The sequence below is a fragment of the Kribbella koreensis genome (assembly GCF_039525325.1).
In the GTDB taxonomy this organism is placed as follows: Bacteria; Actinomycetota; Actinomycetes; order Propionibacteriales; family Kribbellaceae; genus Kribbella; species Kribbella koreensis.
On record NZ_BAAAHK010000004.1, the window covers coordinates 222,226 to 244,000 of the forward strand.

At 67.3% G+C, this 21,775-nt stretch carries 25 protein-coding genes; 11 read left to right on the forward strand and 14 right to left on the reverse strand.

Annotated features, from left to right (window positions below):
- The first annotated feature begins 194 nt into the window (after window positions 1–194).
- Genes fgd through ABD116_RS09385 form a run of 3 tightly spaced genes read left to right on the forward strand, consistent with a single transcriptional unit; the run spans window position 195 to window position 2,606 of the window.
- Entirely contained in the window at window positions 195–1,199 is a 1,005-nt protein-coding gene (gene fgd, locus ABD116_RS09375) for a glucose-6-phosphate dehydrogenase (coenzyme-F420) (RefSeq protein ID WP_343967060.1), read from the forward strand.
- Between the two features lie 4 nt (window positions 1,200–1,203).
- Window positions 1,204–2,028 carry a DUF72 domain-containing protein gene (locus tag ABD116_RS09380; protein WP_343967062.1) on the forward strand — a complete coding sequence of 275 codons (825 nt, stop codon included), beginning with the start codon at window positions 1,204–1,206 and terminating at the stop codon, window positions 2,026–2,028.
- 11 nt (window positions 2,029–2,039) lie between these two features.
- Window positions 2,040–2,606, forward strand: coding sequence for a GNAT family N-acetyltransferase (locus tag ABD116_RS09385; RefSeq protein ID WP_343967064.1), 567 nt, complete (start codon window positions 2,040–2,042; stop codon window positions 2,604–2,606).
- A 7-nt stretch (window positions 2,607–2,613) separates the two neighbouring features.
- On the opposite strand, the gene ABD116_RS09390 is transcribed toward ABD116_RS09385, so the two are convergent.
- From ABD116_RS09390 to ABD116_RS09400, 3 genes are all read right to left on the reverse strand, one after another.
- On the reverse strand, window positions 2,614–2,748 hold the full coding sequence (locus ABD116_RS09390) for a hypothetical protein (RefSeq protein ID WP_343967066.1): 135 nt from the start codon (window positions 2,746–2,748) through the stop codon (window positions 2,614–2,616).
- A gap of 44 nt (window positions 2,749–2,792) precedes the next feature.
- Window positions 2,793–3,812: a radical SAM protein gene (locus tag ABD116_RS09395; RefSeq protein ID WP_343967069.1), complete on the reverse strand. Its 1,020-nt coding sequence runs from the start codon at window positions 3,810–3,812 to the stop codon at window positions 2,793–2,795.
- A 128-nt stretch (window positions 3,813–3,940) separates the two neighbouring features.
- Window positions 3,941–4,318 (reverse strand): hypothetical protein, encoded by a 378-nt coding sequence (locus ABD116_RS09400; RefSeq protein ID WP_343967071.1) that lies wholly within the window; start codon window positions 4,316–4,318, stop codon window positions 3,941–3,943.
- Window positions 4,319–4,395: 77 nt separating this feature from the next.
- Here ABD116_RS09400 and ABD116_RS09405 point away from each other — a divergent pair, with 77 nt between their 5' ends.
- Complete coding sequence (locus tag ABD116_RS09405) at window positions 4,396–4,836, forward strand: hypothetical protein (protein WP_343967072.1); 441 nt, start codon at window positions 4,396–4,398, stop codon at window positions 4,834–4,836.
- 90 nt (window positions 4,837–4,926) lie between these two features.
- Here ABD116_RS09405 and ABD116_RS09410 read toward each other — a convergent pair whose 3' ends face one another.
- Both ABD116_RS09410 and ABD116_RS09415 read right to left on the reverse strand, forming a co-directional pair.
- A complete protein-coding gene (locus ABD116_RS09410; RefSeq protein ID WP_343967074.1) occupies window positions 4,927–5,466 on the reverse strand; it encodes a GNAT family N-acetyltransferase in 540 nt (179 codons plus the stop codon).
- A 62-nt stretch (window positions 5,467–5,528) separates the two neighbouring features.
- Window positions 5,529–5,888: a hypothetical protein gene (locus ABD116_RS09415; RefSeq protein WP_343967075.1), complete on the reverse strand. Its 360-nt coding sequence runs from the start codon at window positions 5,886–5,888 to the stop codon at window positions 5,529–5,531.
- A gap of 51 nt (window positions 5,889–5,939) precedes the next feature.
- Between ABD116_RS09415 and ABD116_RS09420 the strand changes: the two genes are divergently transcribed.
- Window positions 5,940–6,707, forward strand: coding sequence for an SDR family NAD(P)-dependent oxidoreductase (locus tag ABD116_RS09420; RefSeq protein WP_343967076.1), 768 nt, complete (start codon window positions 5,940–5,942; stop codon window positions 6,705–6,707).
- On the opposite strand, the gene ABD116_RS09425 is transcribed toward ABD116_RS09420, so the two are convergent.
- The 3 genes from ABD116_RS09425 to ABD116_RS09435 form a co-directional block, all read right to left on the reverse strand.
- Window positions 6,708–7,649, reverse strand: a complete 942-nt coding sequence (locus ABD116_RS09425) for an FkbM family methyltransferase (RefSeq protein ID WP_343967077.1) — start codon at window positions 7,647–7,649, stop codon at window positions 6,708–6,710.
- A 133-nt stretch (window positions 7,650–7,782) separates the two neighbouring features.
- Window positions 7,783–8,577, reverse strand: coding sequence for an ABC transporter permease (locus ABD116_RS09430; protein ID WP_343967078.1), 795 nt, complete (start codon window positions 8,575–8,577; stop codon window positions 7,783–7,785).
- Window positions 8,574–9,512 (reverse strand): ATP-binding cassette domain-containing protein, encoded by a 939-nt coding sequence (locus tag ABD116_RS09435; protein WP_425552074.1) that lies wholly within the window; start codon window positions 9,510–9,512, stop codon window positions 8,574–8,576. The genes ABD116_RS09430 and ABD116_RS09435 overlap by 4 nt, the downstream gene beginning before the upstream one ends.
- A 114-nt stretch (window positions 9,513–9,626) precedes the next feature.
- On the opposite strand from ABD116_RS09435, the gene ABD116_RS09440 reads away from it, so the two are divergent.
- A complete protein-coding gene (locus ABD116_RS09440; RefSeq protein ID WP_343967080.1) occupies window positions 9,627–10,397 on the forward strand; it encodes a TetR/AcrR family transcriptional regulator in 771 nt (256 codons plus the stop codon).
- Between the two features lie 32 nt (window positions 10,398–10,429).
- Here the strand turns inward: ABD116_RS09440 and ABD116_RS09445 are convergent, their stop codons facing one another.
- Window positions 10,430–11,011, reverse strand: coding sequence for a DinB family protein (locus ABD116_RS09445; RefSeq protein WP_343967081.1), 582 nt, complete (start codon window positions 11,009–11,011; stop codon window positions 10,430–10,432).
- A gap of 148 nt (window positions 11,012–11,159) precedes the next feature.
- On the opposite strand from ABD116_RS09445, the gene ABD116_RS09450 reads away from it, so the two are divergent.
- The gene (locus tag ABD116_RS09450; RefSeq protein WP_343967082.1) at window positions 11,160–11,876 is read left to right on the forward strand and encodes a class I SAM-dependent methyltransferase; all 717 of its coding nucleotides are present in this window, start codon (window positions 11,160–11,162) and stop codon (window positions 11,874–11,876) included.
- Between the two features lie 285 nt (window positions 11,877–12,161).
- On the opposite strand, the gene ABD116_RS09455 is transcribed toward ABD116_RS09450, so the two are convergent.
- Both ABD116_RS09455 and ABD116_RS09460 read right to left on the reverse strand, forming a co-directional pair.
- Window positions 12,162–12,377, reverse strand: a complete 216-nt coding sequence (locus ABD116_RS09455; RefSeq protein ID WP_343967083.1) for a hypothetical protein — start codon at window positions 12,375–12,377, stop codon at window positions 12,162–12,164.
- A gap of 94 nt (window positions 12,378–12,471) precedes the next feature.
- Window positions 12,472–13,065: a TetR/AcrR family transcriptional regulator gene (locus ABD116_RS09460; protein WP_343967084.1), complete on the reverse strand. Its 594-nt coding sequence runs from the start codon at window positions 13,063–13,065 to the stop codon at window positions 12,472–12,474.
- 118 nt (window positions 13,066–13,183) lie between these two features.
- Here ABD116_RS09460 and ABD116_RS09465 point away from each other — a divergent pair, with 118 nt between their 5' ends.
- The gene (locus ABD116_RS09465) at window positions 13,184–13,918 is read left to right on the forward strand and encodes an SDR family NAD(P)-dependent oxidoreductase (protein ID WP_343967085.1); all 735 of its coding nucleotides are present in this window, start codon (window positions 13,184–13,186) and stop codon (window positions 13,916–13,918) included.
- Between the two features lie 150 nt (window positions 13,919–14,068).
- Window positions 14,069–14,683 (forward strand): hypothetical protein, encoded by a 615-nt coding sequence (locus ABD116_RS09470; RefSeq protein WP_343967086.1) that lies wholly within the window; start codon window positions 14,069–14,071, stop codon window positions 14,681–14,683.
- Between the two features lie 115 nt (window positions 14,684–14,798).
- Here the strand turns inward: ABD116_RS09470 and ABD116_RS09475 are convergent, their stop codons facing one another.
- The 3 genes from ABD116_RS09475 to ABD116_RS09485 all read right to left on the reverse strand — a co-directional run bounded on the left by ABD116_RS09475 (window position 14,799) and on the right by ABD116_RS09485 (window position 18,953).
- Window positions 14,799–15,395: an FMN reductase gene (locus tag ABD116_RS09475; protein WP_343967087.1), complete on the reverse strand. Its 597-nt coding sequence runs from the start codon at window positions 15,393–15,395 to the stop codon at window positions 14,799–14,801.
- Complete coding sequence (locus tag ABD116_RS09480) at window positions 15,392–16,522, reverse strand: LLM class flavin-dependent oxidoreductase (RefSeq protein WP_343967088.1); 1,131 nt, start codon at window positions 16,520–16,522, stop codon at window positions 15,392–15,394. The genes ABD116_RS09475 and ABD116_RS09480 overlap by 4 nt, the downstream gene beginning before the upstream one ends.
- 79 nt (window positions 16,523–16,601) lie before the next feature.
- Entirely contained in the window at window positions 16,602–18,953 is a 2,352-nt protein-coding gene (locus ABD116_RS09485; protein ID WP_343967089.1) for a hypothetical protein, read from the reverse strand.
- 167 nt (window positions 18,954–19,120) lie between these two features.
- Here ABD116_RS09485 and ABD116_RS09490 point away from each other — a divergent pair, with 167 nt between their 5' ends.
- Both ABD116_RS09490 and ABD116_RS09495 read left to right on the forward strand, forming a co-directional pair.
- Window positions 19,121–20,164, forward strand: coding sequence for a LacI family DNA-binding transcriptional regulator (locus ABD116_RS09490; RefSeq protein WP_343967090.1), 1,044 nt, complete (start codon window positions 19,121–19,123; stop codon window positions 20,162–20,164).
- Window positions 20,161–21,774, forward strand: a complete 1,614-nt coding sequence (locus tag ABD116_RS09495) for an FAD-dependent oxidoreductase (protein ID WP_343967092.1) — start codon at window positions 20,161–20,163, stop codon at window positions 21,772–21,774. Before ABD116_RS09490 ends, ABD116_RS09495 begins: the two co-directional genes overlap by 4 nt.
- Window position 21,775: the final 1 nt, after the last annotated feature.

Sequence of the window (21,775 nt, forward strand, 5' to 3'; positions counted from 1 at the left end):
CTGAAGCGGAGCACCGGGGCGACGAATCCAAGGAAGCCCCGGTGCTTCGCGTGTTTCCCACGATGCCCCCATCTGTGTCACAACGCAAAACGCGGGCTGGGTGAGTCGTCGACTGTCGGGGGTGGAACATCTCGGGGGTGGGCTGGGTTGGTGGGAGAGTGGGGGTAGGTATGGGTGACGAGACGGGAGCAATGGTGAGTATTCGGGTCGGGTACAAGGCGTCTGCCGAGCAGTTCGGGCCGCGGGATCTGGTGGAGTACGCGGTGCGGGCCGAGGAGCTTGGGCTCGACAGTGTGACGGTTTCTGATCATTTCCTGCCGTGGCGGCATGAGGGTGGGCACGCCCCGTTCGCGCTCGCCTGGATGGCGGCGGTCGGGGAGCGGACGAACCGGGTGCTGATCGGCACGTCGGTGCTGACGCCGACCTTCCGCTACAACCCGGCGGTGATCGCGCAGGCGTTCGCGACGATGGGGCTGCTCTACCCGGGGCGGATCATGCTCGGCGTCGGTACCGGTGAGGCGCTGAACGAGATCGCCGTGTCCGGACGCGAGTGGCCGGAGTTCAAGGAGCGGTTCGCGCGGTTGCGGGAGGCGGTCGAGCTGATCCGCAACCTGTGGACGCAGGACGAGGGCGTCAGCTCCGACGGACCGTTCTACCAGCTCGTCGACGCCTCGATCTACGACCGCCCGGAGACCCCGGTCAAGGTGTACGTCGCGGCCGGCGGTCCCGTCGTCGCCCGGTACGCCGGTCGTACCGCGGACGGCTTCATCGCCACCTCGGGCAAGGGCATGGACCTCTACACCGAGAAGCTCATCCCGGCCGTCAAGGAGGGCGCGGAGAAGGGCGAGCGCTCCTTCGACGACGTGGACCGGATGCTCGAGGTGAAGATCTCGTACGACCGCGACCCCGCGCTCGCGCTGGAGAACACCCGGTTCTGGGCGCCGCTGTCGCTCACCCCGGAGCAGAAGCACAGCGTCGAGAGCGCGACCGAGATGGAGCGCCTCGCCGATGAGTTGCCGATCGAGCAGGTCGCCCAGCGCTGGATCGTCGCCTCGGACCCCGAAGAGGTGGTCCGTCAGCTGCAGCCGTACCTCGACGCCGGCTTCAACCACCTGGTGATGCATGGTCCCGGCCACGACCAGGAGCGCTTCCTCACCCAGTTCACCTCCGACGTCCTGCCCCTGCTCCGTAAGCTCTAGACGCATGGACCGCTGGGCGGATACGCCGTACCGGGTTGGTATCTCCGGTTGGCGCTATCCGCCCTGGCGCAAGGTCTTCTATCCGGAGGGCCTGCCGCAAAGGGCCGAGCTGGAGTACGCCTCCCGCCGGCTCAACTCGATCGAGCTCAACGGCTCCTTCTACTCACTGCAACGCCCGACGTCGTACCAGCGCTGGTACGACGAAACGCCGCCCGGCTTCGTCTTCTCGGTCAAGGGCCCGCGCTTCGTGACGCACCTGAAGAAGCTGGCCGACGTCGAGGCGCCACTGGCCAACTTCTTCGCCTCGGGCGTCCTCGCGCTGGCCGACAAGCTCGGCCCGGTGCTCTGGCAACTGCCACCGACGCTCGCCTACGACCGCGACCGGCTGGCAGCGTTCTTCGAGTTGTTGCCTAGGACAACGAAGGGCGCAATCACCCTTGCCAAGGGCCACGACGATCGGATGGAAGGCCGGAGCCTGCTGACCAGCCCGGTCGATCAGCCTTTGCGTCATGCATTGGAGATCAGGCATCAGTCGTACGAGAACGAAGAGTTCCTCGAACTGCTGAGCGAGCACGACATCGCCGTGGTCTGTGCGGACAGCGCCGGCAAATGGCCGATGCTGGACTCCACCACCGCCGACTTCGGATATGTCCGGTTGCACGGCGCCGAGGAGCTCTACGTGAGCGGCTACGACGACAAAGCGCTCGACGCCTGGGCCGCCAAGATCCAGGCTTGGCAGCGAGACGTCTATGTGTACTTCGACAACGACGTGAAGGTGCGGGCGCCGTTCGATGCCGAGGCGCTGGCCGGACGATTGGGGATCGGTTGACGGTCGAGGTTGTGCGGGACGACGATCCGCGCTGCGCGGAACTGGAGGCGGCGGGGTATCAGCTCGTCGGCGAGTCCTGGGCGGCAAGGCTGCGTGACCCCGACCCGTCGATCCTCGAGCAGGTCGTACTCCGGGCAGCCGGCGTGACCGTCCGTGAGTTGGACCGCTCGTCCGCCGCCGCCTGGCATGAGCTGGAGACAGCGAACGAGAAGGACTACCCGTACACACCTGCCACCCACCGAGTCGTTCAGCCGGTCGATGAGCTGGCCGAGCTGTGGACGACCGGGCGGGTGTTCGGCGCCTTCGACGGCGAGCGGCTGGTCGGGGCGACCTACATCAGCCTTCAAGACGACCCGCCGAGGGGCGAGACCGGGTTCACCTCCGTGCTCGACGGGTATCGCGGTCGAGGGATCGGGCAGGCCGTGAAGGCGGCGTCGATTCTCGCGCTGGCCGCGGACGGCGTACGGGTCTTCGGTACCGGCGGAGCGGCCCTCAACGAGGCCAGCCTCGGCGCCAACCTCGCCCTCGGCTACGTCATCGAAGAACGCTGGCGCAGCTATGCCGCACCGCCCTGGTAGCCGCCGATCAGCCGGTCGTGTCGCAGATCCTGCGGCTCACGCAGGAAGCGGCCTCGCTCAGGCACGGGTACTTCTCGCCGATCGGCTGGCTGTCCTCGATCCTGAGGTCGAGATCGAACTCGTCGAGCAGGTCATTCCTCATCGTGCATCCTTTCGGCAGGGCCACCTGGATCGGTGACGGGTGGGTCAGCAGGGTGTGAATGGGAGAAAGACGGGTCGATCGGCGAAGCGCGCGCGGTCTTCGTCGGTACCGAAGTGCTGGTCCATCGCCCGCACCGCCGCGGCCCAGTCCTTCGAGGTGCGGACGGTCGCGAACGCCTGCCGGACAAAGGGATCGCGGCGGCGAGCGAGCGCACGCTCCCACAACACCGGGCCAGGCTCCGTACGCACGTTGCCGACAGTGCCCTCGTAGATCGGAAAGCCGCGGACGCCGCCGTCCGGCTCCACCTCGAGGAAAGTGATCGCGGGATCCTGGTCGTTGAGGTACGGATGCTCGCCCTCATGGCCGTTGGCGAGGATCCGTACGGTTGGCGGCGCGAGGGCTTGCAGCCCGGCCACCCGTTCGGATGCGGCGAAGGCGATGACCTCCTCGTCGGTGAGGAGTTCGTGCTCGACGAATCCGAGCCGGCTGGCGAGCCCGATCGGTAGCGCGGCCTGCAAGGAGATGAACCGCAGTTCGGAGTACAGGGCTGGTATGCGGGTGCAGAGCTCTTCGAGCTGGCCGAGGTTGGACCGGGTCACGACGTAGTCGATCCCGAACAGGAGCGGGGCGTCACGACCCGTTGCCGCGTCGTTGAGGATCGCCAATGCGTTCAGAGCACGGTCGTAGGAGCCTTTGCGGCCGCGGATCGCGTCGTGCACCGCTGCCGTGGCACCGTCGACGCTGACGTGGATCACGGCGAAGCTCGCGGCGAGGGCGTCGATCCGCTCGGCGGTGAGGTTCCAGCCACTGGTCCACAGGGAGGTACTGATTCCGGCATCGCGGATCCGCCGGCCGATCTGTTCGATGCCGCGGACGAGCAGCGGTTCGCCACCGGCGATCGCGATCTCGTCGGGTCCCATCGCGATCAGCGCGTCGGCGACCGCCAGCATCTCCGGCAGGTCGAGCTGGTGGGACCGGCGGCGGCCGGACTCGGTGTAGCAGTGCACGCAGCGCAGCGGGCAGGCATAGGTGACGGACCAGACAATCCCACTGGGTTGCGACATCTCGGTCCTCCCGGCCGGTCGGTGGTCGAGTGACCAGCCTGCGGCCGGGAGCGGAACGGCGGCCAGGGATCGCGTTCGGGAAGAAGCCGGGAGGATTTCCCGGGGCAGACTTTCGGTACCGCCAGGCGTCAGGTGGGGATGCTCTTCGGCCACCACGGAGGGACGTTGGCCGGGCAGATGCCGGGCAGGGTGGCCGGTGTGCCGGCCCAGGAGAAGAGGGCGAGGTCGGCGATCGCGATGGCGATCAGGGCGGCCAGCAGCGGCATCGTCCACCGGCCGCCTTTGCCGCGGCGCATGAACCGGAAGACGATGTTGAACAGCCCGATGTTGACCACCATGGCGACCGGTACGCCGACGAAGAACAGCGTCGGTCCGTTGCCGACCGGTCCGGTCAGGTCGACATGGCAGATGTCCCAGGCCCGCCGGGTCAGCACGAGCAGCCCGAACCCGGCCGCCCCACCGATCACCACCGACAGGAACGTCTCGCCCTTACTGCTCTTCGCCACATCCGTCACCCTAAGCGGTCCCCGGGGACACGTCTCGTGAGGAGCCGGATCGGGGTGTCGCGGCGTACTCTCCCGTCATGACGGCGAGGTTGCTGGCGCAACTCGGGGTGCTGCTGATCGGCGTACTGGCCGCGGTGGCGCCGATCCTGCAGGCGCGGTCGGCGCGGAAGAACCTCCGCGAGGACCTCACCCTGAACATCAACCTGCTCAAGGAGCTCCCGCCGGGCAGCCGCGAGCGCGGCGAGCTGACCGCCCACGTGGAACGCCAGTTCGAGGCTCGCCTCCGCCACCTCGACACCAAGCCCCAATCCACCCTCGACGCCGCCGCCCTGGTCTTCGCCGCCGTCTCCACCGCCATCGGCATCGCAGCCATCGGCCTGGGCGGCTGGTGGAACCTAGGCCTGATCCTGGCCGCAGTAGGCCTCTTCATGGCCGCCTTCGCCGACGGCACCCCCACGCCACCCCTGGAGAACCGCCCCCAGGACGCAGTACAGGACAAACCCCGCGAGGAGCTATGACCACCCGCACGCCGCAGTCCTACGCCCGCGGCTGGCGGTGGCGTGTGTTTGCTGACCTCGATGGGAACGAGTTCTGTGTGTTGCAGGGGCCTATGTCGTGATGGTGACTGGGCGGTTCGGGGGTTTGAGGGGGTCGGCGGCCAGGCGGGCGTGGCGTTCTACGTCGTAGCGGGTGCCGTCGTAGGTGAGGCGTTGGCGTTCCACGCCTTCGTAGAGGAAGCCGGCGCTGGCGGCTACTCCGCAGGAGGCCGGGTTGTTGGTGCGGTGGCCGAGTTCGAGGCGGAACAAGCCGGCCTCGTGGTGGGCCCAGTCGACGAGGGCGCGGAGGGCGTCCCGGGCGATTCCCTGGCCGCGGACCTCGGCGATCGTCCAGTACCAGGTCCAGCCGACCTGATGACGATCGATGTTGGTCACCGCGACGCAGCCGACGGGGTGGTCGTCCGCGTCCGCAACGGCGTACACATGCCCGTTGTCGAGGTCCGCCACCCGGCCGATCCAGTCGACCGCGCTCGCGGTGTCCCGGATACCGCCCTGGTTGGCCATGTCCGGCTCCCGATGGGCATCGGTCAACCGCAACGCATCAGCCACCCGCCACCGCCGCAGATCCAGCCTCGCCACGTCATAGCCCATCCATCGAGGCTACCGCCGCCTCCGCCTCGGCAAACGTCCGTACGGCGCGTACTCACAACCCTCTAACCGGGCACAGCCAGTGCGATCGCCGCCGCGTCGACCAGCGCGACCACGCCCAGTACGACGTACTCCGCCGGTGGCTTCTTGCCGTCATCGACGTCGTAGGTGGTGTCCGGGTTGAAGATGAACGTCACTCCGGAGCTGACCGCGAACGCGAGGAACAGGCAGGCGCTCGCCCCGATCATCAACCCGATCGGCGCCGCGATCCGCGTCCCCGTCGCGGTCGTCGCGATCGCGAGGGCGAGCACCCAGGTGCCCGCGCAGACGAGGATGAACCGGGCACGCACCCGCCCGACCACCGCGGCAGCGACGGCTGTCACCGGCCAAACGGCGAACAGGGCGATCAGCAGGCCGGTGCGCATGAGGCTCACCTTAGGGCGGCGAGCGGGGTGGTCGTGCCTAGGGTTGGGCGCATGGGTTTTCTTGATTTCAGGGATCAGGTCGTTCTCGTCACCGGCGCCAGCAGCGGGATCGGGGCCGCTGCCGCGGTCGGGTTCGCGGAGGCCGGGGCGACGGTCGCGTTGCACTACCACTCGAACGAGGAGGGGGCTCGGCACACGGCTGCCGCGGTCAGTACCGCCGGCGGTACTGCGACAGTGCACCAGGCCGATCTCGCCGCGCCCGACTCGGCGGCCGCGCTGGTCGACGAGGTGCTGGCGAAGCATGGACGGATCGACGTACTGGTCAACAACGCCGGTGACCTGGTCAAGCGGGCGCCGGTGGTCGACGTACCGGACGAGGAGTTCCACCGGATCATGGACGTCAACCTGACCTCGGTCTTCGCGATGAGCCGGCGCGTCATTCCGGTACTCCGTGCGCAGGGCGGCGGCTCGATCGTCAACGTCACGTCCATCGCCGGCCGGCACGGCGGAGGCGGCGGATCGGTCGTCTACGCGACCAGCAAGGGCGCTGTCAGCACCTTCACCCGCGGCCTCGCCAAGGAGCTCGCGCCCGAGGGAATCCGCGTCAACGCGATCTCGCCCGGAGTCATCCGCACGCCGTTCCACGACCGCCACACCGGCGAAGAGCAGATGAAGGCCATGCTCACCACCATCCCGATGGGCCGCACCGGCACCCCGCACGAATGCGTAGGCACCATCCTCTACCTGGCCTCCGACCGCATGTCCGGCTACGTCACCGGCCAAATCATCGAGGTCAACGGCGGCCAGCTGATGCCGTAGTCAGCGGAGGGAGTGGCGGCGGAGGACTTCGCGGTCGGTGCGGTCGGGGCGGAAGAGGGTGTTGTGGTCGAAGGTGGCGCCGGTCGAGCGGTAGCCGAGCTCGTCCAGGGCCGTGTGGAGGCGACGCCTGAGGGCTGGGTTCTTGTCCTCGACCAGTACTGCCCGAGGCAGGAACCGGATGAGCGTCCTGGTCGCGCCGGCCAGCGCAGCAGCCTCGGAGCCCTCGACGTCCAGCTTGACCACGTCCACCCGGTCCAGCGCCTGCTCGCGAACCCAGTCGTCCAGCCGGATCACCGGTACGTCCTGCACGACCTCGCCGTCGGCCTGCAGCGACCGCACGCCGGAGTCAGCCGGGTCATACCGGGAGTCCGCGTGCAGTGCCGCCTTGTACTTCCGTTCGCCGAGCGCCACGGGCACCAGCGTGATCAGATCGGCCAGCCCGTTGAGCTCGGCCGCTGCCCGTAGCTTGTCCAGCGAGTCCGCCGCCGGCTCGAAGGCGATCACCTTGCCGCCGCCGAGCTCACGCAGTTGCCGGGCCGCGCCGAGGCTGTGCAGCCCGATGTTCGCCCCGATGTCGAGTACGACGTCGTCCGGCTTCAGCTCGGCTCGCAGGAAGCGCGTGACGGCCGGTTCGTAGCGGCCGGCGTAGTACAGGACCGCCTGCAGGTTGTCCCGCAGGTCGAGTCGCCAGCGCAGGCCCTGCCGGCGTACTGCGATGTCCGTCGCCGCCCACTCCGGCGGGATCTTCACGAGCCGCGGATTCTGGTCGGCGACCCGTGGCGAGATGCGATTGGCGATCCGGGTGACGCCCGCCTCGGTCAGCCCTTCGGCGGAGCCCATCACCCGTGCGAGCCGGCGTGCGGCGTCGACGCCGAGCGACCGCCCGGCGGCGTGAGGAACCTCCCACGCCACCCGGCGGACCACTCCATCGCGATACTCCATCCCCCATCGTTACCCGTTAACGGGCAAAACTACGCACTTATCCGGGTAAGGATCAGTTCAAGATCCGCAGCGTGCCCTGAAGCTGGCTCAGCGCGACCTCCGCGATGGTTGCTCAGCACGACGATGTGGTTGCTCAGCGCGACAACCGGCGGAACCGGATCGCTGACAGCGGTAAGAAGATCGCTGTCAGCAACAACGGACCGATGATCGCCGCCTCCAGCGCGTGATCGCCGATCCACGACGCCGCCGACGGATCGGGGTTGCCGAACAGCGCCCGGGCCGCCGTCGCCGTCGCCGACAGCGGGTTCCACTGGGCGATCGCGCCGAGCCAGCCCGGCATCGTGGACGTGGCGACAAACGCGCTGGACAGGAACCCGATCGGCCAGACGATGATCTGCACCGCCATCACGCTCTGCGCGTTCTTCACCATCAGCCCGATGAAGATCCCGATCCAGAGCAACGCGAACCGCAGCGCAAGCAGCAGCCCGAACGCCGCCACGGCTTCGACGACGCTCCCATGCCATCGCCAGCCGAGCGCGAGCCCCGCGCCGCTCAGCACGATCAGTGTGACGGCCGAGTCGAGCAGATCCGCGATGCACCGGCCGAGGACGACCGCCGCCGAACTCATCGGCAGGGAGCGGAACCGATCCGTGATCCCCTTGTCGACATCGGTGGTGACCGCCGTCATCGTCGACTCCAGCCCGAACAACATGGCCAGCGCGAAGATGCCGGGCACCAGTAACTCGTAGTACGAGTCTCCGGACGGCATCTCGATCGCGCCGCCGAGCAGCGCGCCGAACATCAGCATCATCAGCACCGGGAAGAGCCAGCCGAAGATCACCGGCCCCGGCTGCATCCGCCAATGCAGCAAGGCGCGGCGCGCGATCGTCCAGCCGTCCGCCAGGGCCCAGCCCAGTCGCGCCGTCATGCCGGCACCCCCGCTCCGGTCAGGTGCAGGAAGACCTCGTCGAGGGTCGGTCTGCGCAAGGTGATGTCCGCCGGTTCGATCTTTGCCTCCTGCAACAATGTTGCGACCTCCACGAGTGCTCTTGTCCGGTCCTTGACCGGGATGCTCACCTTCAGATCGTCGACCTGGATGTCGCCGTCGGCCAGCCGCTCGGTCAGCTGCAGGATCAGCGGCACCTGATCCGTTGCCGTGAGCACCAAATCGAGCCAGTCCGCGCCCAGCTGTGCTTTCAGCGCGTCCGGCGTCCCCTCGGCAACGACCTTGCCCGCCTTGAGCATCGAGATCCGGTCGGCCAGTTGATCCGCCTCGTCCAGGTACTGCGTGGTCAGCAGCACCGTCGTTCCTTGCCTGACCAGCTCGCGTACCGCCGACCACACCTCGGCGCGCCCGGCCGGGTCTAGCCCCGTCGTCGGCTCGTCGACGAACAACACCTTCGGCGCGACGATCAGGCTCGCGGCCAGGTCGAGTCGCCTGCGCATTCCGCCCGAGTACTTCGAAGCCGGCAAGTTGGCCGACTCGGTCAGCCCGAACCGCTCGAGCAATTCGTCGGCACGGCTCGTCGCTTTGGTGTGGCCAAGATGGTTGAGCCGGCCGAACATGACCAGGTTTTGCTTGCCGGTGAGGATTTCGTCGACAGCGGCGTACTGGCCGACCAGGCCGATGGTGCGCCTGACCTCCGCGCCGTGCCGGCTCACGTCGTACCCGGCGATCCTCGCCTCGCCCGAATCCATCCTGAGCAGGGTCGCCAGGATCCGTACCGCCGTCGTCTTGCCCGCTCCGTTCGGCCCCAGCAGGCCGGTCACCGTGCCGGCCTCCACCTCCAGGTCGAAACCGTTCAGCCCCGCCCCTTCCGTGCCTCCGGCGTAGTTCTTGCGTACGTCGAACGCCTCGATCATGCGCTCAGTCGTCACCTGCCACCTCTCGTCCGGTCTGCGAACCGTAGACTGTACCGTACAGCGTACGGTTCGGGTACGATCGGGTCAACGACGACCGGCTGGAGTTTGTTCCTCGTGACTGGAAAAAAGATCGCCCCGCCCGATCCCGCGCGCAGTTTGGCGCTGCTGTGGGGCAGTCACACCAAGCCCGGCCGCTCCGGGCTGACCGTGCGCGCGATCATCGACGCCGCGATCGAACTGGCCGACGCTCGCGGGCTGGAAGCGGTCTCGATGCGACTGGTCGCCGAGCAGCTGAAGGTCGGCACGATGTCGCTCTACACCCACGTCCCCGGCAAGGGCGAGCTGACCGACCTCATGTTCGACACCGTTTACGCCGACCTGTATTCCGACCCCGACGAGCCTGGTCGGCAACCGGGTGGGTGGCGGGGCGCTCTGGAGTTCATCGCCCACCGCAACTGGGACGTCCTGACCCGCCATCCCTGGCTTCACGACGTCCCCGCCGGCCGGATGGCGCTCGGCCCGAACATCACCCTCAAGTACGAGACCGAGCTCCGCCCCCTGGACGGCCTGGGCCTGACGGATGTCGAGATGGACTCGACCCTCTCCCTGGTCCTCACCCACGTCCTGGGCACGGCCCGCGCCGGCGCCGAGCAGATCCGCACCCAACAAGAGTCAGGCCTCTCGGACCAGGAATGGTGGCTGACCACCGCCCCAGTCCTAGAGCGCTACATGGCCGGCCTGGCCGACCGCTTCCCCCTAGCCGGCCGGGTAGGAACCTCAGCCGGCGAGCAATACCAAGCCACCGTCGACCCAGCCCACGCCCTGACCTTCGGCCTGACCACAATCCTCAACGGCACAGCCCTCCTGATAGCCGAACGCCAGTAATCCCCACGCGCCTCCGACGCCTGCTCCTAAGGTCAGTCGGCTGCTGACTTGGCGGCCGCCTCGATCTCTTCGCGGCGCTCCTTCCAGAAGGCTGGGTCGTGCGGCTGCTCGGCCATGGCCTCCGCGTCGGTACCTACCGCTCCGTCGAGCGCTTCGCGCAGGATGTCGGCGTGGCCGGCGTGCCGACTGGTTTCGGCGAGCAGGTGGACGAGGACGTTGAACAAGGGAACTTCGGCGTCCTGCCACCAGGCGACGCGGCCCGTGGCATCGAGGGCGAGGGCCTCGACCGTCGCGTCGCTGTGGTTCCACACCCGTCGGTAGCGGTTGACGATGTCGCTGCGGGTCTCGCGCTCGGTCGCCCACATGTCAGCGAGTCGCTCGGCCTCGACGTCCCACCGGGGCAGGGGTTCGGGAAAGGGACGGTCGAAGACCTCGCCGAGGTACCTGGCCTCCCATGTCGCCAGGTGCTTGACCAGGCCCAGCAGGTTGGTCCCGGTCACGGTCAGCGGGCGACGGACGTCGTACTCGGAAAGACCGTCGAGCTTGGCAAGCACCGCCTCACGTTCGTGCCTCAGGTAGTTGTACAAATTGGCCTTCGCGGCGTCTTCAATCATGGGACAGCACCCTGCCAGCAGGTGGCAGAAGATCGCGAGTCAGGCGCTTGTCCACGGCGATCGGTAAGACCCGACCGGTGAAGATTCCGGGTAGCGAGCCGGCCACGCCTGGTTGGCGCGCACCTGCTCCGCCGGGGTAGAAACTGTCATGCCCGATTCGGTGAGCAAGGCCGCCCCTGTCGCTGACTATGACAGCTTCGCGGCTGCGTACTCGGCCAGCAACGACAACAACCTCTTCAACGCCTACTACGCGCGTCCCGAGATGATTCGTCTCGCCGGCGACGTCGCGGGCCTGCATATTCTCGACGCCGGCTGCGGCTCGGGCCCCTTGATGGAAGCCCTGCGAAACAAGGACGCGTCCGTCTCCGGCTTCGACCTCAGTCCCGCCATGATCGAACTCGCCCGCGAAAGGCTGGGCGAGGACGCGGACCTGGAAGTCGCCGACCTCGGTGCGTCGCTTCCCTATCCCGACGACACTTTCGACTGCGTCGTCGCCTCACTGTCCTTGCACTACGTCGAAGACTGGACCTCGGCACTGGCCGAACTGCGACGCGTACTCAAACCAGCCGGCCGCCTCATCGTCTCGATCATCCACCCCACCGTCTACGCGATCGTCTACCCCGAGTCCGACTACTTCGCCCTCACCCAGTACTCCGAGGACTACGACTTCGGCGAAGGAACCGTATGGATGACCTACTGGCACCGCCCCCTGCAAGACGTCATCAACACCTTCATCAACGCCGGGTTCAGCATCAAAACGGTCACCGAGCCCCCACCCGCCGCCAACACCCCAGCCGAACTCCTCCCCAACCCAGACGGCCGCTCATTCATCTGCTTCCTCTTCTTCGAACTGGAAGCCCGCTGAACAGGGTCAGGCGAAGGACTGCTCGTCGAAGGTGGTTCCGCCTCGCTGGGTTGGGGTGAGGAGCTGTCGGGGGACGTGTTGTGGGGGTGTTCGGAGGTGCTGGGTGTAGCCGGCGGCTCGGAGGTGGAGGTCGAAGTTTTGGCCTTCGATGTGCCAGAGCGGCTCTGGGGCGTTGTCGGGCGGAGCCAGGCGGTGGATGTCGGCGATCTCAAGGAGCTCGTGGAGGGGTCCGAGCTGGCCGGTGATGTTCCAGGCTCTTTCGAAGACAAGCGTCGCGGGCGTGATCTAGAAGGTGAAGTGCCGCTCGCTCCGTTCGGGTTCCACCCACCGCACGATGTAGTCGAGGTCGAGGAGCAGCCTGGCGGGTGGAAGAGCGTCGTCCTCGTACTCGCCGATGCTGACCGCATGAACTCGGCAGTCATGCCACCCCATGTCGGAGAAGTCGGCATCCGTCCAGGTGGCTTTGGACAGCCCTGAGGGATCGTGCAGTAGCCCGGTCACCGGGTCAGTATCCCGGATGTTCTGCAGATCCCACGGGCGTCTGGGTGGACTGTTTTTAGTTGCCTGAGGCAACGCAACCACTTTGGCGTGGTGCTCAATCTCCGTGATGGGCGGCGGTTGCCGCCGCGGGGATGGCTGCGTTGATGAGGGCGGTAGCGATGGTGATGGCTGTGGAGAAGGCGTCGGTGTTGAGGACCCGGGTGCGGGCTGAGGCGCCGTCCAGGAGTAGGGCTAGTTGTTCGCCTAGGAGTTCGGGGTCGGGGGCGCCGGCTTCGCGGGCGGTTTGGGTGAGGCGGGCGGCGAAGGCGAGTTTGTAGTCGCGGGCGTAGATGCGTGCGGGGTGGTTCGGGTCGGGGATTTCGACGGCCGCCGCGATGAACGGGCACAGGGGGGCATGGATCTCGAACGCCGTTGAAAGGCGTTCGCGGGGTGTGAGGTCGGGGTTGTCGAAGACCTCGGGCAGGATGTCCGGGTCGAATCGGCGGAGGCCTTCGGCGATCAGGTCGTCCTTGCCGGAGAAGTGCTGGTACAGCGTGCGCTTGGACACCGCGGCCGCCGCGCAGAGCTGGTCCATGCCGGTGCTGTTGATGCCTTGATCGCGGAACAGCTGTTGCGACGCGCTGATGATGCGCTCTCTCGCGCCCCGGCCGCGGCGCAGTCCTCGCGGGCCCTTCTCCACCTCTGTCACGCGCCAAGCGTAGCCCACTTGGGTACCGATCGGTGTGCATAGCTTGCAACTCGGGCAGCCGCCAGCTACGTTAAGTACTCAGATCGGTATACATAACTCGCAGGTGGATGGAGTTCTCGTGGGAAAGCTCGATGGCAAGGTTGCGGTGATCACCGGCGGGACCAGTGGGATGGCTCTGGCTGGTGCGAAGTTGTTCGTCGACGAAGGGGCTCACGTCTTCATCTCGGGCCGGCGGAAGGATGCGCTGGACGAGGCCGTTCAGCTGATCGGCCGGAACGTGACCGGCGTACAAGGTGATTCAGCCGACCTCGATGATCTGGACCGGTTGTTCGAGACGGTCAAGCAGGAAAAGGGTTCGATCGACGTGTTGTGGGCGAGTGCCGGGACGGGTGAGCAGGGCAGGCTCGGCGAGATCACCGAGGAGCAGTTCGACGCCGCCTTCTCGCTGAACGCGCGCGGCACGCTGTTCACGGTCCAGAAGGCGTTGCCGCTGTTCAACGACGGCGGCTCGATCCTCATGACCGGGTCGAACGCGTCGCTCCGCGGCTACCCCGACTGGAGTGTGTACGCGGCGAGCAAGGCGGTACTGCCCGCGTACGCGCGAGTGTGGGTCGCCGAGTTGAGGGACCGGAAGATCCGGGTGAACGTGCTGACCCCCGGCCAGGTCGCCACGCCGTTGATGGAGGAAGTGATGGACGCGCAGACGAAGGCGCAGTTCGAATCCGTGATCCCGCGGCGAGAGATGGGCCGGCCTGACGAGATCGCGTCGGCCGCGTTGTTCCTCGCCTCGGACGACTCGAGCTACGTCAACGGAATGGAACTGGTCGTCGACGGCGGCACCACGGTGATCTGACCGGCTGATCCGTACCCAAACAAAGGGCGCCGGCTTCGGCATCGCTCTCGGCGCTGAGGCTCGCTGAAGATTCCTTGGACCGGGTGAGCCGTAGGTACTACGACCAAGGTCCGATGGCTGTTGCCCGTGGTCGCGGATGAGCATCGGTGTATGACAACTGATGAGCAGAACGAAGCCATGGGTCAGCAGCCGAGTGTGGTGCGGCGGAAGTCGCGCCGGTACTTCGCCTGGGCCGGCAGCGGCGCGATCGCCGTGGTTGCCGTGACGGGCGTCGTGGCCGGCGGGACGCTCGCCTGGTCGGCCGTGACAACCGACGACAAGGGTGGCGACCACCGCACTCCCAGCACGCGGACGACCCAGCCCGGCGATGACAAGGGTGGTCTCCGCGCCCCGAGTTCTCGTGCGACCGCCGAACCGGGCGACGACAAAGGCGGCCTGCGCACAGCGACAACCCACAAGACGGCCGAGCCCGGGGACGACAAGGGCGGTCTCCGCACCCCAACCACCGCTGAACCCGGCGACGACAAGGGCGGCCTGCGCCACCACGCGGAGCCGGGCGACGACAAGGGTGGCCTGCGCCGCCACGCCGAGCCGGGCGACGACAAGGGTGGCCTGCGCGGGCAGGTGGAGCCGGGCGATGACAGGGGTGGCCGCCACGGCTCCGGTGAGTCCGGGTCGGGCTCTTCTGGGTCAGGTTCGTCCGGGTCGGGCTCAGGGAAGTCAGGTTCCGGCAAGTCGTCCGATGACGGAGCTGGGCACCACTGACCACGTGCAGTTGCGGCGACCTTGAACAAGAAGTGGTGGGCTAGGACATCGCATATCGTGTCCGAGCCCACCACTTGCTGTCCGAGCTCACCAGTGGGGTTCGCCGCTCGGTGCGTTAGCTGTTGAGGAGGTCTTCGAAGGAGGTGGGGTTGGCGTAGGGGTCTACGGCGGCCACCCGTTCGTTGCTCATGGCATCGACCAGTTCGGTGGCGGCTCGTTCGATCCGGGCGTGGAGTTTGGTGGCGCCGACGCCCCAGTCGGACGAAGCGGCGTAGACGCCGGTGGGGACGACGATCGCCTTCAAGTAGGAGAAGAGAGGGCGTAGAGCGTAGTCAAGGACCAGGGAGTGGCGTTCGGTGCCGCCCGTTGCGGCGATCAGGACGGGCTTGCCGGCCAGGGCCTGGTCGTCCAACACATCGAAGAACATTTTGAAGAGGCCGTTGTAGGAGGCGCTGAAGGTCGGGGTGACCGCGATCAGGCCGTCCGCGGCAGTCACCGTCTCCAGCACCTTGCCGAGCGAGGCGGACGGGAAGCCGGTCAGGAGGTTGTTGGTGAGGTCGTGCGCCAGATCGCGCAGTTCGATCACCTCGAGCTTGTACTCCGTACCGCGCCCGTCCAGCTGATCCCGCACCGCCGCCGACAACCGGTCGGCGAGCAGCCGGGTCGACGAAGGTGTCGTCAACCCAGCCGTCACCACAGCGATCGAAGTCATCGCGTTCCCTCCAGCCCGACAGCCTCCGGGCTTACCGACTCAAGCGAAGCGGCCCGCTCAGCAGCAGCCTTCAGCGACTCGTGCGTCGGCGCCTCCGGCACGTGCGCCCGCCGCAGCGCGTCAAACTCCTTGCGCAGCACAGGTACAACCTCAGAACCAAGGATGTCCATCTGCTCCAGCACCGTCTTCAACGGCAGGCCAGCATGGTCCGCGATGAACAGCTGCCGCTGGTAGTCGCCGAACTTCTCCCGGAACGTCATCGTCCGGTCGATGATCTCCTGCGGACTCCCAACAGCAAGAGGAGTCTGCTCCATCGTCTCCTCCATCGACGGCCCGCCACCGTAGATCGGCGAGTGGTCGAAGTAAGGCCGGTACTCCGAACGCGCATCCTGCGAGTTCTTGCGCATGAACACCTGCCCGCCCAGCCCGACGATGGCCTGGTCAGCAGCCCCATGGCCGTAGTGCTCGAACCGCGAGCGGTAGTGCTGGATCAGCCGCGCAGTGTGGTCGGCCGGCCAGAAGATGTTGTTGTGGAAGAACCCGTCGCCGTAGTACGCGGCCTGCTCGGCGATCTCCGGGCTGCGGATCGAACCGTGCCAGACGAACGGCGGTACGCCGTCCAGCGGCCGCGGCGTCGATGTGAAGCCCTCCAGCGGGGTACGGAACTTGCCTTCCCAGCTGACCACGTCCTCGCGCCACAACCGGCGCAGCAGGGCGTAGTTCTCGATCGCGAGGTGGATGCCGTTGCGGATGTCCTGGCCGAACCACGGGTAGACCGGGCCGGTGTTGCCGCGGCCCATCATCAGGTCGACCCGGCCCTCGGCCAGGTGCTGCAGCATCGCGTAGTCCTCGGCGATCTTCACCGGGTCATTGGTGGTGATCAGCGTCGTCGAGGTCGACAACAGGATCTTCGACGTCTTGGCGGCGATGAAACCGAGCAGCGTGGTCGGTGACGACGGCACGAACGGCGGGTTGTGGTGCTCGCCGGTCGCGAACACGTCCAGACCGACTTCCTCGGCCTTGAGTGCGACCGTCACCATCTGCTGGATCCGCTCGCCCTCGGTCAGTGTCTTGCCGCTGACCGGGTCCTTCGTCACGTCTCCGACGGTGAACACACCGAACTGCATCTGAACTCCTCGGTCTCAGGGTAGTTCACAATTTAACTACCTTGCCACCAAGAACGCCAACCGGCGGCGAGTCATTCCATCATCGATGACCACCCGGCAGCGGGTGATCGAAGTCCAATCCGTAGAAGATCCGCGCGGCGCCGTCCAGCCGCACCGTCACCTTCCCGGCCGACCGGGTCAGCGTCGACTCCTGCCCGATGCAGTCCACCTGCTTGACCGTGGCCGTCCGGGCACAAACAGTCAGATTGGTCTTGGTCGCCCAGGTATCGACCCACACCTCAGGCTCCGGGAACCGCCAGTCGTCCCGCGGTCCGGCGGTGTTGAGGATGTACCCATCGGTCCTGTTCCACAGCACCGCAGCCTGCCCACGCGGCGTATCAAAGAGCAGCCCCTTCGAAGCCCCGGGCAACTGCAACCACCGTACGAAGGTCGCCCCGTCCAGCGTGCGAGTAGCGGTCGCATAAGCTAGCAGCGACGGCTTGGCGCTCGCATCCCGGTTCATCAGCCCGAAGTGGTACTCGGCGTTCGCCTCGTTGGCCAGCTGCTCGTTCCCGATCACGCTGTCGTGGAACTGGTACCAGTTCACGCACCGAACCCCCTCAGCCAATGCCAGTGCCAACGTCAGCAGCACGTTCTCCGCCGCATGCCGGTACGAGTCGTGCCACCACGCATTGGGCTGCGTGCACGCATAGGCCTCGGTCATCCAGATCTCCTTCGGCCCGTACTGCGCCATCAGCGCCTTGAGCTGCCGCAGCCCACCGAGGAAGTTCCAGTACCTGCCAGTGGCCCCCGCATCCCAGTCCTCACCAGGCCCGGCCGGGATGTAGTCCGGCGCGAAGTTGCCCCGCCCGGGATGGAACGCGAACCCGTCGATCAGGTCCCACCCACCGGCCGCGTGGAACTCCTCGAGCCAGGGCTTGTCCATCCCCGCGATCCCGTTGTTCAGCAGCTTCAGCGTCGCCCCTCGCGCCTGCACCTGCTCGTAGACCGGCCGCAGCGCCTTCGCGACGTACGCCGCTGCGGTCCCACCAGGCGTGTTCCATGGCCGATTGAGTTCGTTGCCGACCTCGAAGTACCGAGCACCGGCGGCGATGGCGGTATCGACGCTCGTCGTGGCCCACGCAAGCGCCGCGGCGTCCGTCGTCGTCGCCAACGGCAGCGGCGGCTGCAGTTCGATGTTGTGTGGCATACCGCGCTGGTCGTAGACCGCAGGCGGCACGCCCGGCCCGCCGTCGTACGCGATCCGCACCCACCTGATCCCGACCTTCTGCCACAGATCCAGCAGCGCGTCCGCCGACGGCACCTGAAGCCACGGATAGTTGGCGATCCCGAAGATGCACGAGTCGCCCGCCTGATAGTCGTAGTCGGGCAGCACGGTCAGATTGGTCCGCGCAAAGGCCGAATCGGAACCCGCCTGCACGCTCACCTCAGTCACGATCGACCCGTACGCCGGTGAGCTCAAACTGAACGTGTAGTCGACCGTCCCAAGCGCGGGCACCGTCACCGTCGCCGTGCTGGACCCGAGGATCGTCCCGTTGAAGTCGCGGGCCCACCAAGTGAGCACGGCCGACCGACTCTGCGGCAAAGCGTTGGCCACCTGCACCTTGACCGGCATCTGCACGCCCGGCCCGCTCCACAGGTTGAACGGCTGCTCGGTCCACAGCTCGATCGCGAGGTCACGACCCTGGCCGGCCGCCGCCGCGGCGTTCGGCCGCTGCTCGCTGAAGATGAAGTCGGCCCCCGTGACCGCGCTGTCGGGGCCGGTCGCCGTCCCGGGCGCGTGCACCCAGGTCGTGTTGGTCCACGCCTTCTTCGACTTCTCGAGGATGAGCAATCCATGCAACCCCGTCCACGTCGACGCGTAGGCGACCCCCGCCGCGGTCTCGAACGGAATGCCGCCGTCGGGCGCCCGGTTCCACTGGTTGATCGGGAGCCAGACGTCCGAACCGACGCCACCGATAATCGCGCGGCTGAACATGAACCCGTCCAGCGTCAAGGTCGTCGACCCCGTGACGGTCCACTCGTAATGGACGGCGTTGGTCGACACCGTTACCAGGCCGGTGACGGTGATCGGACCGGCCGCGGCCGGCATGGTGTAGACCATCTTGATGCCCGTGGTGCCGTCGGGCAGCGGGACCTCGGTCGGCGTACCGCCGGTGGAGATCAGGGTGCCTGCGACCGCGTCCTTGAGCTGGAACTTCGAGCCCTGCAGGCGAATCTTGCCGCTGGCGTCGCGGACCGCGATCTGGCCGCCCGGCGATCCGGTGACGGTGATGCCGGCGGCGGTGATCGTCACCTCGCCGGTGGGGCTGGTGCTGGCATGCACCTCGCTGGGCCTCAGCCAGGTCAGGACGCCGGCGGCGAACCCCGCGGCCAGGACCTGGCGGCGGGACGGGGAGAACTGCGGCTCGGATCTCGGTGCTTCCCTCACGATGACCGTCCTCACGGGTTGACAGCGGTGATGATAATTCGGATTATCAACATCGGTCACCAACTTTCATCGGCCAGGCGGTAGCTGTCAAGAGATCGTTGCGGTTCGCCGGAACCACATGTTAGCGTCGTGATAATTCGCATCATCAAACGGAAACAGGTGCGTGCATGGAGAAGCCACCCAAGGTCACGCAGCGGGAGATCGCCCGCATCGCGGGCGTCAGCCAGGCCACCGTGTCGATGGTCCTCAACGACCGGGAGTACTCGAACGTCCGGATTCCCGAGGCTACTCGCGAGCGGGTTCGCCGCGCGATCGAGCAGACCACCTACGTGCCAGATCCCGCGGCCCGCCGACTGGCCGGCCTGGACAACAAGATCCTCGGGGTTTTCACCTACGAGGCCGCCTTGTCCCGCGAGAGTCTCGACTTCTACGGACCACTGCTGCACGGCATCGAGCAAGAGGCCGAGCGCCTCGGCTGCGACCTGCTGTTCTTCACCTCGTCGCCCGTCGAGGACGGCACCCGCAAGCTGTTCCACAAGCAGACCCGGCTGCGGCTCACCGACGGCTGCATCCTGCTCGGGCAGCAGATGGACAGCGCAGAGCTGACCAGACTCGTCGAAGAGGGCTTCCCTTTCGTCGCCGTCGGTCGCCGCGACGAGCCGGGCGTCCCGTACGTCGGAATCGACTACGTCACCTTGACCGGCGACATCGTCGAGCAAGCCGTTGCCCTCGGCCACCGCCGGATCACCTACGCGCACTACGGCCGCAGTACGCCGGCCGCCGCCGACCGTGTTGCCGGGCTGGCGCTCGCCGCCGAGACCATGCTGGTCGAGACGACGTTGCTGAGCACCGCCGACTCCGACCTTTCCGAGGTGGCCGCGGTGATCGCGAACGGTACCGACACCGTCGTCATCACCGAAGACGTCTTCATGGCCGAGGCGCTCGCGGTCGAGCTGGCCGAGCACGGCAAGGCGATCCCGGAGGACCTGTCGCTGGCGGTCCTCGGTGATGTCGAAGGACATTCGCTTGGCGGCCGGGGCATGACCGGCTTCCAGTTGCCGCGTGAACAGCTCGCCGCCGAGGCGCTCGCCTTGCTGCAGCAGTTGATCGTGCGCAACGACAAGGCCCGGGCAAAGCTCGAGCTCCGAACGATGATCGAGGGCTCGATCGTGGCCGGAGCGACGCTGGCTCAGTTGAAAGAGTCACGGTGAAAGCCGGCGTCGACCGAGGCACGAGGTTGATGCGCGCGGATGTCGCCGTGATCGGCGGTGGTGTCGGCGGGGTGGCCGGCGCTCTGGCCGCGCTGCGCCGCGGGTTGCGGGTGCTCCTGACCGACCCCAACCCGTGGCTCGGTGGCCAGCTGACCTCGCAGGCTGTCCCGCCCGATGAGCACGTGTGGGTCGAGCAGTTCGGCGTCACCGCGTCGTACCGGGAACTGCGCGAAGGGATCAGGCAGTACTACCGGGATCACTACCCGTTGACCGACAGCGCCCGGAAGGATCCGCACCTCAATCCGGGCCTCGGTCGGGTGAGCCGGTTGTGTCATGAGCCGCGGGTGGCCGTGGCGGTGATCGAGCAACTGCTTGCTCCGTACCGATCGAGCGGGCGACTGGTGGTCCTGCAGCCGTACGAGCCGATCGCCGTACAGGCTGAGGGTGACGTCGTCCGCAGTGTGACGCTGCGAGGCGATGGCCGGGAGATTGTCGTCGAGGCGGCGTTCGTGCTCGACGCGACCGAGACGGGCGATCTGTTGCCGCTGGCCGGCACGGAGTACCGGGTTGGCGCGGAGTCGCGGGCCGAGACGGGTGAGCCGAGTGCGCCGGAGGAGGCGGACCCGCAGAACGTCCAGGCGATCTCGTGGTGCTTCGCGTTCGATCACGTCGAGGGTGACCACACCATCGAGATGCCGGTCGGGTACGGGAAGTGGCGGCTGTACGAGCCGGACTTCTGGGGTGCCCCGCTGCTCTCGTTCGTCGCGCCGAACCCGCGGACGCTGGCACCCGAGGAGCGCACGCTGCGGGTGAACCCCGCCGAAGACCACCAGGCCGATCCCCGGGTCGATCCCGGTGACATGGACCTGTGGCAGTTCCGGCGGATCACCGCCCGGAAGAACTTCCTGCCCGGGACGTACGAGAGCGACATCGTGCTGGCCAACTGGCCGATGCTCGACTACCTGGGCGGATCCATCATCGACACCCCGGAGGCCGAATCGCATCTGGCGGCGGCCAAGGAGCTGTCGTTGTCCTACTTCTACTGGCTGCAGACCGAGGCACCTCGCCCCGACGGCGGCCATGGCTGGCCCGGCTTGCGCCTGCGCGGCGACATCACCGGTACGCCGGACGGCTTCGCGCAAGCGCCCTACATCCGGGAGTCCCGGCGCATCGTGGCCTGCCGGACCATCGTCGAGCAGGACCTGTCGGTGGCGTTGCGAGGGGACGCGCGGCCGGTCCGGTTCGAGGACTCGGTCGGCGTCGGGATGTACCGGATCGACCTGCATCCGTCGACCGGCGGCGACAACTACATCGACGTCGAGTCGGTGCCGTTCGAGATCCCGCTCGGGGCGCTGGTCCCGATCCGGACCGAGAACTTGTTGCCGGCAGCAAAGAACATCGGTACCACCCATATCTCCAACGGGGCCTACCGGCTCCATCCGGTCGAGTGGAACATCGGCGAGGCGACGGGGGAGCTCGCCGCGTTCTGTCTCGAGGAATCGGTCCGGCCGCAGGACGTCGTCGCGGACCCCGATGCCGTCCGGCGCTTCCAGACCCGCCTCGTCGAGGCCGGTGTCGAACTCCATTGGCCCGAGGTGCTCGGGTACTAGC

Excerpts from the sequence above, each read along its gene's own strand:
- ABD116_RS09435 (WP_425552074.1), bottom strand. The coding sequence starts at position 9,512 with ATGATCGAGGCGTTCGACGTACGCAAGAACTACGCCGGAGGCACGGAA.
- ABD116_RS09450 (WP_343967082.1), top strand. The coding sequence starts at position 11,160 with ATGCCCGATTCGGTGAGCAAGGCCGCCCCTGTCGCTGACTATGACAGC.
- ABD116_RS09480 (WP_343967088.1), bottom strand. The coding sequence starts at position 16,522 with ATGCAGTTCGGTGTGTTCACCGTCGGAGACGTGACGAAGGACCCGGTC.
- ABD116_RS09445 (WP_343967081.1), bottom strand. The coding sequence starts at position 11,011 with ATGATTGAAGACGCCGCGAAGGCCAATTTGTACAACTACCTGAGGCAC.
- ABD116_RS09410 (WP_343967074.1), bottom strand. The coding sequence starts at position 5,466 with ATGGGCTATGACGTGGCGAGGCTGGATCTGCGGCGGTGGCGGGTGGCT.
- ABD116_RS09490 (WP_343967090.1), top strand. The coding sequence starts at position 19,121 with ATGGAGAAGCCACCCAAGGTCACGCAGCGGGAGATCGCCCGCATCGCG.
- ABD116_RS09390 (WP_343967066.1), bottom strand. The coding sequence starts at position 2,748 with ATGAGGAATGACCTGCTCGACGAGTTCGATCTCGACCTCAGGATCGAG.
- ABD116_RS09425 (WP_343967077.1), bottom strand. The coding sequence starts at position 7,649 with ATGGAGTATCGCGATGGAGTGGTCCGCCGGGTGGCGTGGGAGGTTCCT.
- ABD116_RS09380 (WP_343967062.1), top strand. The coding sequence starts at position 1,204 with ATGGACCGCTGGGCGGATACGCCGTACCGGGTTGGTATCTCCGGTTGG.
- ABD116_RS09415 (WP_343967075.1), bottom strand. The coding sequence starts at position 5,888 with ATGCGCACCGGCCTGCTGATCGCCCTGTTCGCCGTTTGGCCGGTGACA.
- ABD116_RS09430 (WP_343967078.1), bottom strand. The coding sequence starts at position 8,577 with ATGACGGCGCGACTGGGCTGGGCCCTGGCGGACGGCTGGACGATCGCG.
- ABD116_RS09475 (WP_343967087.1), bottom strand. The coding sequence starts at position 15,395 with ATGACTTCGATCGCTGTGGTGACGGCTGGGTTGACGACACCTTCGTCG.
- ABD116_RS09395 (WP_343967069.1), bottom strand. The coding sequence starts at position 3,812 with ATGTCGCAACCCAGTGGGATTGTCTGGTCCGTCACCTATGCCTGCCCG.
- ABD116_RS09420 (WP_343967076.1), top strand. The coding sequence starts at position 5,940 with ATGGGTTTTCTTGATTTCAGGGATCAGGTCGTTCTCGTCACCGGCGCC.
- ABD116_RS09405 (WP_343967072.1), top strand. The coding sequence starts at position 4,396 with ATGACGGCGAGGTTGCTGGCGCAACTCGGGGTGCTGCTGATCGGCGTA.
- ABD116_RS09470 (WP_343967086.1), top strand. The coding sequence starts at position 14,069 with ATGACAACTGATGAGCAGAACGAAGCCATGGGTCAGCAGCCGAGTGTG.